9 protein-coding genes are annotated in these 13,342 nt (G+C 42.3%); all 9 read left to right on the top strand.

From position 1 onward, the window contains the following. The first annotated feature begins 60 nt into the window (after window positions 1-60). The 9 genes from GQF63_RS03845 (at window position 61) to GQF63_RS03805 (ending at window position 13,277) form a co-directional block, all read left to right on the top strand. Window positions 61-2,196, top strand: coding sequence for a cation:proton antiporter (locus GQF63_RS03845; RefSeq protein ID WP_160367789.1), 2,136 nt, complete (start codon window positions 61-63; stop codon window positions 2,194-2,196). A 5-nt stretch (window positions 2,197-2,201) separates the two neighbouring features. Continuing rightward, complete coding sequence (gene icd, locus GQF63_RS03840) at window positions 2,202-3,467, top strand: NADP-dependent isocitrate dehydrogenase (RefSeq protein WP_160367788.1); 1,266 nt, start codon at window positions 2,202-2,204, stop codon at window positions 3,465-3,467. 53 nt (window positions 3,468-3,520) lie between these two features. Next, a complete protein-coding gene (locus GQF63_RS03835; protein WP_160367787.1) occupies window positions 3,521-3,778 on the top strand; it encodes a hypothetical protein in 258 nt (85 codons plus the stop codon). A 125-nt stretch (window positions 3,779-3,903) separates the two neighbouring features. Continuing rightward, window positions 3,904-4,416 carry an RNA polymerase sigma factor gene (locus GQF63_RS03830; protein ID WP_160367786.1) on the top strand — a complete coding sequence of 171 codons (513 nt, stop codon included), beginning with the start codon at window positions 3,904-3,906 and terminating at the stop codon, window positions 4,414-4,416. A 102-nt stretch (window positions 4,417-4,518) separates the two neighbouring features. Beyond that, entirely contained in the window at window positions 4,519-5,502 is a 984-nt protein-coding gene (locus GQF63_RS03825) for a FecR family protein (RefSeq protein WP_160367785.1), read from the top strand. 45 nt (window positions 5,503-5,547) lie between these two features. Further along, entirely contained in the window at window positions 5,548-8,688 is a 3,141-nt protein-coding gene (locus GQF63_RS03820) for a SusC/RagA family TonB-linked outer membrane protein (protein ID WP_246163271.1), read from the top strand. Window positions 8,689-8,699: 11 nt separating this feature from the next. After that, a complete protein-coding gene (locus GQF63_RS03815; protein WP_160367783.1) occupies window positions 8,700-10,382 on the top strand; it encodes a RagB/SusD family nutrient uptake outer membrane protein in 1,683 nt (560 codons plus the stop codon). 47 nt (window positions 10,383-10,429) lie between these two features. Continuing rightward, window positions 10,430-11,383, top strand: a complete 954-nt coding sequence (locus tag GQF63_RS03810; protein ID WP_160367782.1) for a hypothetical protein — start codon at window positions 10,430-10,432, stop codon at window positions 11,381-11,383. Then, window positions 11,373-13,277, top strand: a complete 1,905-nt coding sequence (locus GQF63_RS03805) for an FAD-dependent oxidoreductase (RefSeq protein ID WP_160367781.1) — start codon at window positions 11,373-11,375, stop codon at window positions 13,275-13,277. Before GQF63_RS03810 ends, GQF63_RS03805 begins: the two co-directional genes overlap by 11 nt. Window positions 13,278-13,342: the final 65 nt, after the last annotated feature.

Below are 13,342 nucleotides of genomic sequence, written 5' to 3'. Positions count from 1 at the left end.
ATCTTTCCCTTGGAATTAAATACCTCCTATGTGGGTGTTTTAGTAATTAGTGAACTGTCTATGAATAAAGTTTTAGATCATTTAGCACATGCCTTTGAAGCACCGTTAACCAATCCTGTCCTTATTTTTTCCCTCGTTCTCTTTATTATCCTGTTATCACCCATTTTGCTCCGACCTATCAAGGTGCCTGGGATTATCGGTTTGATTATTTCCGGGATGATTATTGGGCCGCATGGATTAAACTGGTTAGAGAAGAATTCGGCCGTCGACTTATTCTCTACCATTGGTTTGCTCTATATCATGTTTATTGCTGGTTTAGAGTTGGATATGAATGAGTTTAAAAAGACCAAACATAAGAGTGTGATGTTTGGATTCTTTACCTTTATTATCCCTATTTCCATTGGTTTTCCGGTTTGTTATTATGTGCTAGACTATAGCTTGCTTTCCAGTATTCTGATTGCGAGTATGTTTGCCACCCATACCTTGGTGTCTTATCCCATTGTTAACCGTTATGGTATTTCCAAGAATGAAGCGGTCGCCATTACCATCGGGGGAACCATCCTAACCGATACAGCCGTACTTATTATTTTGGCGGTAATTAAAGGGGCCTCTCAAGGCGATATCAATAATGAGTTTTGGGTAACCCTAGGGGTTTCCTTCGCTATTTTCCTGTTTATTATGTTTGGTGTTATTCCAAAGATCGCCAAATGGTTTTTTGAGAAGATTGAAGGTGAAAAAACAGCCCACTATATCTTTGTATTAACGGTGGTGTTCTTTGCGGCCTTTCTGGCAGAAATGGCTAACTTGGAGCCCATTATCGGAGCCTTCGTTGCCGGTTTAGCGCTAAATAAACTGATACCGCATTCTTCAGCCCTTATGAACCGGGTTGAATTTATCGGAAATGCCATCTTTATTCCTTTCTTCCTGATTTCCGTAGGGATGATTGTGGATGTTTCCATCTTCTTTAAAGGGGAAGGCTGGACGGTGTTCTATGTGGCCGGTGTATTGACACTTGTGGGGGTAAGTGGTAAGTTTTTAGCGGCCACAGCAACCCAATTGGTGTTTAAATATGCGAAGAATGAGCGAAACCTGATCTTTGGTTTAAGTAATGCACATGCCGCAGCCACCCTTGCCATTATTATGGTGGGTTATAACAATCAGATTATTGATGAACATGTGCTGAACGGTACGATCGTACTGATTCTGATCAGTTGTATCATTGCCTCCATTGTGACGGAAAATGCGTCGAAACGTATCGTTATGGCCGGACATCAGGATCAGGAACACATTGAGCATGTAGAGGAACATGAAGAGCAGATTGTGATTCCGATTGCTAACTTGAATAATATGGAGGCTATTCTTGATTTTGCTACCCTTATTAAATCTAAGAAATCGCCCCATCCCTTGAATATTTTAAGCGTGGTGCCCAACGATGAGCAGGCCGAGCGCAATGTGATGCTGGCACGGCAGAACCTGGATAAAATGGCTAAATATGCTTCCGGTTCTGAAACAGACGTGGAATTAATTACCAGCATCGACTTCAATATTGCCAATGGTATTGGCCGGGCAGCACGTGATGCCTTTGCCGACTGTTTGATATTGGGATGGCCGAGTGCCAGTAGTTTTGTGGAGAAGATTGTAGGGGAGAAAACGGAGAGTATCCTGAACCGTACCGACGCCAGTTTATTCATGTGTCGCCTCGATAAACCTTTTATCACAAACAAATCCATCACTATTTTTGTTCCTCCATTGGCTGAGTCGGAAGTAGGCTTCGCCTATTGGATGGAGAAGATGTGCAAGTTTGCCCAAGAGCTGTCGCTGCCGATTACGTACGTATGTAATTACCGCACGAAGCAAGCCATTGAAGAGATGCTGAATACCTTGAAGTCTAGCGTGCCGGTAAGTTATTCCATTTATGAAGATTGGGATAACATCTATGGCTTGGCGACTTTCAGTAATGCCGATTCTTTATTGGTTTTCGTTTCATCGCGTTTTGGCGAGGTTTCTTACCGCGACTCTTTAGATGGCTTGGCAAAACGGGTAGGGAAGTATTACAAGAATCAGAACTTAATCTTAATCTTCCCATCGCGCGTGGCCGATATGCATATTGACGAATACGAAGATATCCAAACCGCACCGATCTTCCGTAAGATCAGCCGTGAAATTGGAAACATGTTTAGTAAAGACAAAAATTAAGTGGGATGAATAACGATAAGATCAGTATAAACGAAGCCGGGCAATTGCAAGTGCCTGACCATGTTACTTTACCTTTTATTATTGGCGATGGAATTGGCCCCGATATTTGGCATGCCTCCGTTCGGGTGTTCGATGCAGCCATTGCCAAGGCCTATCAAGGCAAGCGTAAGGTAAATTGGAAGGAAGTATTGGCCGGTGAAAAAGCTTTTAATGAAACCGGCGATTGGCTGCCTGAAGAAACACTATCTGTATTTAGGGAATATTTAGTGGGGATAAAAGGTCCTTTAACCACGCCTATTGGTGGGGGTATCCGTTCCTTAAATGTAGCCTTACGCAAGGAATTGGATCTGTATGTATGCCAACGACCTACCAAATGGTATGAGGGCGTGCCTTCGCCTGTAAAACATCCGGAATGGGTTGATATGGTGGTTTTCCGTGAGAATACGGAAGATATTTATGCCGGTATTGAGTTTGCCGCAGGAACAGCCGAGGCAAAACGCATGCAGGACTTCCTGAAGAATGACCTTGCTGTAGACTATAATTTCAGCAATACCACGGGCGTGGGTTTAAAATTTGTATCCGAAGAGGGTTCAAAACGCCTAATCCGTGCGGCCATAGAATTTGCACTGGCCGAAAACCGCAAGTCGGTAACCTTGGTGCACAAGGGCAATATTATGAAATATACCGAAGGGGCTTTTAAAAATTGGGGCTACCAATTGGCTGAAACGGAATTTAAAGAGCAGGTATACACCTGGAATCAATGGGAGCAAACAAAGGCCAAGCTAGGTCAGGATGCTGCCAATGTCGAGCAAAAGGCCGCTGAACAAGCAGGTAAACTGATTATAAAAGATATGATTGCTGACAATTTCTTGCAGCAGATTTTATTGGCTCCTAGGGATTTTGATATCGTAGCTACCCTAAACCTGAATGGCGATTATATATCTGATGCCCTTGCCGCCATGGTAGGAGGGATCGGGATTGCGCCGGGTGCCAATATCAACTATAAAACGGGGCATGCTATTTTTGAAGCTACGCATGGAACCGCACCGCGCTTTGCCAATACCGACAGCATGAACCCATGCTCGGTGATTTTGAGCGGCGTAATGATGTTTGAATACTTGGGTTGGACAGAAGCTGCCGACGCTATTGTTGCGGCAGTGGCCGAAACCATCAAAGAAAAAACAGTGACCGTAGATTTTTACAACTTAATGGATGATGCCACCTTATTGAAAACGAGTGAGTTCGCTAATAAGATTATCGAAAAGCTGTAAATAATTGCATTATCCTATAAAAAAGCTGAACTTTAAAACGTTCAGCTTTTTTTATGGATACACAAAACATACCTTCCTTCGTGCTTGCGGCAGGCTTTTTTACGGATGCCGAATTACAGCAATTAGCATCTTACGGGGCGTTGCCATCGCCTGCCTTGGTGGATGCCTTTCAATATGAACCGGAGATTCAAGAATTGATGAATGCCTTTATCGGTGATGAAAGCAGCCGTCAGGTTCATCAGTACCTAAAAGCGCGGGAATTTTTGGCAGCTGGGGCCGTAGAAAAAGCTTGGAAAATTATTCTCTTGTAAGGAGGAAAGGAATTTTGTGTAGATTAATAGATTACTTGTTAATATTTCTGTAAATTGGATGATCGATTTCCTGGTAATCATGGAATGATCACGTAATAAACCTGTGGCCGAGTTATAGTAGATTTATGTATCTAAAGATTGATGAGCGTATATTTCGAGAACTGTTTCATACTTATTATGATCGGTTGTATACGGGATTTTATAAAAAAACAGGATCTTATGAACAGGCCCAAGACCTGACCCAACAAACCTTTATTAAGTTTTGGCGTTATCGTGATAGTTACAATCCGGAACTATCTGTAGAAATTCAACTTTTCCGAAAGGGCAAGCTTGTCTTTATTGATTGGCTGCGCAAAGAATCGAAAGAAAGACAGATGATCGATAGCTTACAGCAGCAGGAAAAGATTCCGGTTGAAGAGCTATCCGCTGATTTGAAAGATTCCTTAAACCAAGCGATCGATCAGTTATCGCCTATGCGCAAAGAGGTGTTTAATTTGGCCTATATTGAAGGCTATAGCCATAAGGAAATTGCTGAGAAATTAAATGTATCCGTCCGAACCGTAGAAACCCATGTCTATAAATCGGTTCAACAGCTGCGGAAAATATTAGCCTTAATTTTTATTATGCTGCATTTGTAATTTTTTTTTACCCAGGCGTACGTAGTTTTGAGTTTTCGGACGTATATACTTTTAAAACGACCTAAATTATAAACTGTGAACAAAGAGGTGATAGAAAAATTCATGGCAAACAAATGCGCTCATAAAGAGTGTGATGCTGTCGCTGATTATCTGGAGCAACATGAAGAGGCTTTAGATAAGCTGGAATTATTTGAACACCTAGCAGAAGATGAGTTGCTGCACATGCCCGTGTATGAAAAAGAAGCGCAACTTAAAGAAATCCTAAAAGTTAAATCTATTCAGTTCGGTTGGAAGCAATGGCTTGTGGCTGCTTCCGTGCTGTTTTTTGTGCTGTTCTCCTTTTATAAAATAGGGATGCAGGATGTGGAGCGGAATACTGCCGAGCTACGGGTGACTTTGGTCAATTTAGGAACCGACAGTAAATGGTATATGTTGCCAGATAGTAGCCGCGTAAAGTTGGAGCCGCAGTCGCGGATAGCTTACCTTCCAAATTTTGCTTTTGATCGGGAACTGCAACAGATGTCTGGGCAGGCCACCTATTATGTGCATCCTGATAAGGAACGTCCTTTCCGGGTTGTATATGAAGGGGTGCAAACCAGGGCCTTGGGTACCATTTTTAGTGTGGGCAGCTATGATCAGGATAATTTATTGGTGGAACTATTGGAAGGAAAAATCGTGTTGGAAGAGGCAGAAAAACGCTTGGATAACCAGGTTTACCTTTCGGAAAAGTCGACCATCGTTATCAATAAAAAAGACTTCACATATAGACTCCTGAAGAAGGAGAAAAGCAATTATAAACGCGCTTGGGAGATGGAGCGGGAGAACAATGTGGGCGAGAATACCAAAAGCTCCATTGCCTGGTCGAACCAAGTGGTCAATTTCAATGGGGTTTCCAATGCTGACTTATTCAGTATTATGGAGCGCCTCTTCAATGTCACCATCGATATTGAAAACCCGAAGATTATCAATGGAAACTTTACGGGTGAGTTATTTCAGGATGAAAACCTGGAAAGCTTCTTAACGAGTTTCTGTCAAATGAATGGATGCACTTTTACGATAAATGAACATGTAATAAAAATTAAATAACAAATTTCAGTAACCAAAAACCTTTTATAAATTAATCTTATGACCATGAAAAGTAAAGTAATCTACCCGTTACTAATCTATGGGCTATTGATTCTTTTCCAACAAGCTTCGGCACAATCCCAGACCAAAGCAACCGGAAAAGTAATCTCGACGGATGGTGGGGCCATCCCAAATGCAACCGTGGAAGTTCTAAATGTGAAAACCCAGCAAAAACAAACCGTAGGTTCCAATGCCGAGGGGATGTTTAACCTGGAAAACCTGACCGTGGATGGTGTATATAATATTTATGTGCACCATATGGGGTTCCAGCGCGATTCAGTAATGAATTTTGTTGCCAAAGTAAACCAAACTAACAGTATTTTAATTCGCCTAAAACCTGATGATACTGAACTGGATGAAGTGGTGGTCATTGGTTATGGTACAGTGCAGAAAAAAGACCTGACCGGGGCGGTTTCTTCCGTCGACGGGAAGGATATCGCCGTGCGTAAAACAACGCAGCTCTCCCAAGCTTTACAAGGTGCCGTGCCTGGGGTAATGGCCACCCGTACGAATAATGCGCCGGGTGCTGCAGCTACCATTCGCGTACGCGGGATTACCACCATTACAGAAGGTGGGCTAAATCCGCTGGTAATTCTTGATGGGGTGCCTATTAGTGGGCTGGATCAGGTAAATCCGAACGACATCGAGAATGTTACAGTGTTAAAGGATGCCGCATCAGCTTCTATTTACGGTTCCAGAGCGGCAGCAGGGGTTATTTTGATCACTTCCAAAAGAGGCGTAGATGGGAAACTATCCCTGGAGTATAACACCGACCTTGGTTTTGAAACTCCAACAGAGCTTCCTGAGTATGTAGGTGCGCAACGCTATTTGCAACTGGTGAATGAATTGCGTTGGAACGATAATAATAACAACGCCAATGAATATCCTATTTATGCTAAAGATTTAGTGGATAACTATATCAACCTGAATAAGGAGAATCCGAATCAGTATCCAATCACCGATTGGCAAGATGTGTTGCTAAAGAAAAGAGCAAATAGACAGAGTCATCAGTTAGCGGTTTCAGGGTCAGGGAAGCATTTGAGAACACGGTTTTCATTAGGTTATGATGATACGGATGCTTTATATGTGCATCGGAATTATGAAAGATTAACGGCTCGCGTAAATAATAACATCGATGTAAATAAATATTTATCTGCTGTAATCGACTTAAACTTTAAGCGTACGACGGATAATCGGCCTTATATCAATACTGTTGATCAGGATAATCCGGGCTTCGGAGGCTTAATCGATCCAATGTATCGTATGGGAATTACAGCACCTATTTATGCTGCTATGTGGGATGATGGACGCTTAGCTTCCGGAAAGGATGGAGATAACATCTATGGCATGTTAAACTTCGGTGGACACAATAAATACCAGTATTCTCAATTTGGGGGTAAGGTAGGCTTGGATGTGAAGCCTTTAGATGGCTTGACATTGACTGGGGTCATTGCGCCAATATTTAACTTCAACCGTTCGAAATTATTTAAAACCAAAGTGCCTTATACGGCTTGGAACAATCCAGATCAACGCCTAGGCTATATCAATGGATTCGATGCGACCAAACTTAACGAAGGTAGGGTAGAAGAATACCAATATACCACCCAATTCCTTGGAAACTATACGAAAGGCTTTGGAAAACATAACCTGAACCTATTGGCAGGTTACGAGTTTTTCTACTTAAATAATGAAAGCCTTGGTGCCTCAAGAGATCAATACCTACTAAGCGGCTATCCCTATCTTGATATTGGTCCACTGGACTTCCGTGATAACAACGGGTCGGCTTATGAAAATGCTTACAGGTCTTATTTTGGGCGCGCCATGTATAACTACGCCAATAAATACTTTATTCAGGCGAATATCAGGTACGACGGGTCCTCACGCTTCGCTAAGGACTTCCGTTGGGGTGTATTCCCATCCGTGTCGGCAGCATGGACAGTTTCTGAAGAGAGCTTCATGAAAGAAATCTCCTGGTTGAATTTCTTTAAAATTCGGGCTTCTTACGGTACTTTAGGTAATGAGCGTATAGGTAATTATCCTTATCAATCGTTGATTCAATTCTCAAATGGGGCCTTATTCTACAATGGTAACGAGGTTGTATCTGCGCAATCAGCAGCGCAATGGCAGTATGCTATTCGCGATATTACTTGGGAGAAAACAGAATCCTACGATATGGGATTGGATTTTATCGGGTTAAACAATCGCTTGAGTGCTACGTTTGATGTCTATAAGAAAATAACATCAGATATGTTATTGGCCTTGCAGATTCCTGGCTATATAGGCTTTGAAAACCCAAATCAGAATACCGGGATTATGGATACCAAAGGCTGGGAGCTAACATTAGGATGGAAGGACAGAATTAATAAGTTTAATTATGGCATCTCTTTTAATATTTCCAATTTCAAATCTAAGATGGGCGATCTTGGAGGTACAGAGTTCTTAGGCGATCAAGTGAAAAAGCAAGGCTCAGAATTTAACGAATGGTATGGTTATATCTCAGATGGTCTTTTCCAAACGGCAGATGAAGTGGCTAATTCACCGGTATTGAATGCCAATGTTAAACCTGGTGACGTGAAGTATCGTGATATTTCTGGTCCTGATGGTACACCTGACGGTAAGATTTCTCCTGAGTATGACCGCGTATTACTTGGCGGGTCACTGCCTCAATACTTGTATGGTGGCCAAATAAATGTTGGCTACAGTGGATTGAACTTAAATGTGGTGGTGCAAGGCGTTGGTAAACAAAACACCCGTCAAACGGCCGATATGATTCAACCTTATCAGCAGAACTGGGGTAATTTCCTATCGATATTAGATGGCAATACTTGGAGTAAATACAATTCCGAAGAGCAGAATAGAAATGCGCAATATCCGCGCTATTCAAATACCTCTGCCAGTAATAACTATGCGATGTCTGATTTTTGGATGATTAACGGGAAGTACTTCCGCTTGAAGTCGGTAAGCCTTTCCTACCAGATTCCGGAAGCATTCTTGACTAAATATCATGTGCAAGGCTTAGGCTTCTCTTTTACCGCCAATGATATCTTAACGGTTAATAAGTTTCCAAAAGGTTGGGATCCGGAAATGCAGAAGTTTAATTACCCAATTACAGCCTCCTTTTTATTTGGAGTAAATGTGAAATTTTAATCGCCAACATCATGAAAAATAAACTTTTATATATATGTCTTTCCTTGTCGATGTTATCTTGTCAAAAACTCGACTTGAATCCGCTTTCCCAAGGGTCTAGTGAAACCTGGAACTCCAATGCGGATGAATTGGTGATGTCGCTAAACGACCTTTACCGCGAAGCCCTATGGAAGAAGGATGCCGATGAATGGACTGACGATTGGATCAATCGCGATGGATTGACCGATATTACCAATGCGACTATCAACGGGCAAACTGCCTATGTGGTTACTAATTGGCGTGATACCTACAAAGCGATATCGCGTGCCAATGTTGTATTAGAAAGTATGGATAGAGCTGCAGGCACCTTGCCAGAGGCTCAATTAAACGCCTACAAAGGAGAAGCGCGTTTCGTGCGTGCTTGTATGTATTCCTATTTGTTGAGTCATTATGGAAATGTAGTATATACCGATAAAACCTTAAGTATTGAGGACGCTATGGCCATCGGTCAGTCTGACCCGGCGGAAGTCCTTAAGAAAATCTATGAAGATTTCGACTTCGCTATTACAAACTTGAAGGAGTCCTATAGCTCCAATGAGCTCAAGCGGGTGACTAAAGGAGCTGCCTTAGCCATGAAAGCTAGAATTGCGCTTTATAGAGGCGATTTTCAAACGGCTAAAACTGCTGCAAAGGCCTGTATGGATTTAGGGAAATATCAGTTACATACAGATTTTGGTAACTTATTTCTTTCGCGAACCAAGCAATCTCCGGAATCTATCTTTTTATTGCCGCGTTCTATTGCTTTAGGTGTTGCTGTGGGCGGCCGCCAATCCTATGTGTCTAGAAATGCAGGTGGTTGGGCGCAGTTTGATCCATCTTGGGATCTCTTGTTCTCGTTCTACTGTAGCGATGGTTTAACTATTGATAAGTCGCCGTTATTTGATCCTAAGAATCCGTTTGCTAATCGCGACCCACGTTGTAATGCTACGATTGTACCTTTTGGTGAAGCACATTTAGATTTTATTTATAATCCGCATCCTTTAGCCTTAAAAACGAAGAAAGTATCTACCAATGCTGATGTCAATAATAATGATAATCGTGCCGTTGCTACCTATGCATCCTTTAATGGGCTGGTTTGGCGAAAAGGCGTTGATTCTGATTGGTTATTGAATTCATGGCGCGTGGAGCCTGATAACATTATCATCAGGTATGCCGATGTATTATTAATTTATGCGGAAGCGAAAATTGAAGCCAATGAACTGGATCAATCTGTTGTTGATGCAATCAATCAAGTACGGGCGAGGGCATATAAGGTAAATTCGGCTGCTGCTGGTTATCCGAAGGTAGTACTAGGCAGTCAAGTAGACCTTCGCAAAATAGTACGCGCTGAACGTAGAATGGAGTTTGCCTTTGAAGGCCTCCGCTATATGGATATAATCCGCTGGAAATTAGCAGAAAAAGTATTAAATAAACCTAATTATGGGCTTTTAGATCCGGGAGATCTAGTGGCAAAGGTTGTGAATCCTGGGAAATGGTTTTTACCAAGTGCACCAGCTGTAGATGCAGATGGTGTGGCAGATATCACGCCTTTTTATACAGAAGGCTTAGTAAAACAGATTGCCATCCGGAAGTTTGATGCTAAAAAACAGTATCTATGGCCAATCCCATCAACCGAAGTTTTAACAAGTGGTCTTAAACAGAATCCTAATTACTAAGGTTTTTACTTAGCTAGAAAAATTAACAAAGAGAAAACGGATATACTATGATTAAAACTTTGATTTGTATAGGTTTCATATGGCTATGCTGTTTTACAGCAGCAGCCCAGTCCTGGACTGCCTTAAAGAAAGAGCAGCAACCCATCATGACCTATACTGTCAATGATACCTTGAGTTTTCCGGTTTATGTGGTTGAAGATCCTGATAGCAAGGCTTTTTACTTTGCCACCCAGCTTCAAACCAATGTGTGTAACGACCAAGTATGTCTCCCAATCGAGGTAAATCTGTTCTGGGACCTACTCGGCAACTATCACCATTTTAGTCGCGACAATGACTTCCATTTCACGAAGTTTGATCATCAATATTTTGAGGATACCGATTATAAGCGTCTACAAGAGATTATGTTAGACAGTTTATCTGTGCTTCGTGATTATCAGGTGGAAGATCTGTTGGATAAGGAGGCAAAGAAGTATTCCTTGGAAGTGGATGCGGTTACTAAGCCTACTTCGCCTTTGTTTTCTAATGTCACTGTGCCGGGTGCCCTGTATACGGTGTATACGCTTTGGCATATCGTCAATGGATCGATTAAGCAAGCTTTGTATCAATATGCCCAAACACATTATCAGGAAAGAGCTTGGGCAAGTTACTTTGCACAGTCGAAAGTGCCGGTCTATCAGGAGTATTTTCTCAAGCAGCTCAGTGAGTCTGATTTGAAAAAATACCAGCAAGAGGTGGTTGCTTTATTATTTGCAGAAGATGATTTCGTACCGCATTATGCCATCGATGTACTAGAAAAGGGATATCTCAAAGACCCTAAACAATACAATGCTGTATTGCATAGGTTATCAGCGCTTAAGCCCCATGTAACTACAGAAGTAATTAAATCTATTGCCAATCCTAATAAGGAGAGTAAAGACCTTTTGATGCAGTTTCAGCAATCCAGCAAGGCTTCTCCAAAGCAGAAAGAACTAATCTTAAAAATTATAAACCATGAAAAATAACAGAAGAGATTTTTTAAAGGCCATAGGAATTGGCTCAGGCGCGTTACTGGTGGATCCGGTATTCGCGAAAACGATTACCGACAAAGATCATAAAGAAGAAATTGTGAAAGGACCTGAATCTATTTTTGCCATTCGCAATATGGAAACCGATTATATGGTAGCCGGTGGTGGTATGGCAGGTTACTGTAATGCCTTGGCCGCTGCTAGAAACGGCTTGAAAGTGATTTTGATCCAGAATCGCTCTCGCTTAGGCGGTAATGCAAGTTCCGAAATCCGCATGCATATTTGTGGTTCTACCGCATTAGGACAAGTGTGGCGAGAAACCGGGATTATCGAAGAAACGATGTTGACCGAATCCTATACCAATCCGCAGGCATCCTGGGAAATGTTCGATTATGTGATGTACGATAAAGTACTTTCAAATCCTAACATCACCCTATTGTTTGATGCCATGCTTTATGATGTCAAAACTAGCGGCAATAAAATTACGGAAATACAAGCCTACTGTTCGCAGACAGAGGAAATCTATAAGGTTAAAGCGAAGTACTTCGCTGACTGTACCGGCGATGGTACCCTAGCTGCATTAGCAGGTGCAGAATTTATGCGTGGTCGGGAAGCAAAATCCGAATACAATGAGCCTCTAGGCTTAGAAACCCGTGATGATATTACCATGGGTAATAGTTTATTGTTCCAATCGCAAAAACACGATAAGCCGATGCCGTTCAAGGCGCCAAGTTGGGCTCGCAAGTACGAATTCTCCGATTTCAAACATCGTCGCATCCATTCCTGGGAGTATGGCTACTGGTGGATTGAATTAGGAGGCTTGGAAAACATCGTGAATGATGGGCAAAAGATTCGTCACGACCTGATGGGCGTCGTATTTGGCGTTTGGGATTATATAAAGAACTCAGGAAACCATCCGGAGTCTGCAAACTGGGCCTTATCATGGTTTGGTGCCATTCCGGGCAAGCGCGAAAGTAGAAGAATTACTGGGGATTACGTGTTGACACAAAACGATATATTGAAATTGGAGAACTTCGAAGACCGTTGTGCCTATGGTGGCTGGCCATTAGACGATCACTTGCCGGCGGGTATGGACGATACCTCATTAAGCCCGTTCCGTTCGATAAGCTTAAAAGGGCCGTACTCCATTCCTTTGCGTAGTTTATACAGCAAAACTTTTGAAAACTTAGTGATGGCGGGTCGGAATATTTCAGTAACCCACGTGGCTTTATCTACTACGCGCGTAATGGCGACCTGTGCGACGCTAGGGCAGGCCATTGGTACAGCTGTGGCCTTCTGCGTAAAAGAAGGGCTTACGCCACGTAAACTGGCACAGAACAAAGCGAAGCTGCAACAGTATCAGCAATTGTTATTACGTCAGGATCAGGCCATCTTAAAAATGAAGAATGAAGATAAACTCGATTTAGCCTTACAGGCTAAAGTTGCAGCATCTTCCGCCTTAGCTGGATTCGAAGCGAATAAGGTTATTGATGGTTATAACCGGGATGTGCAGGATGGCGATAGTCACCAATGGCGGGCAAGCTTGGTAAATGGCGAACAATCCATTGAGTTAAGTTGGTCTAAACCACAAAACATCAGTACGGTAGAGTTTACTTTCGATAGCGGATTGAACCGACATCTACGCCTGTCTGGAGAAGCATCTGTCATGAAAAATCAAAAGCGTGGGCCTCAACCTGAAATGCTGAAGGACTATGTTGTAGAGCTATACAAGGGAAATACCTTGGTGAAGAAGGAAGAGGTTACGGATAATTTCTTGCGTAAAGTGGTGCATAGTTTCCAATCCGTAAGCGTGGATAAGGTTAAACTTATCGCGAAAAAAGCGCATGATGATGAAAATGCACGAGTTTTTGAAATAAGATGTTACGCATAACCAAAATGATTTAGTTAATTTGTACTAGAATGGAGAGTGTCAATCCTGATTACTCTCCATTTTTG

Source organism: Sphingobacterium humi (assembly GCF_009768885.1).
GTDB lineage: Bacteria > Bacteroidota > Bacteroidia > Sphingobacteriales > Sphingobacteriaceae > Sphingobacterium > Sphingobacterium humi.
Note: the sequence above shows the minus strand (reverse complement) of the source record. Positions and strands in the feature narration are given on the sequence as shown.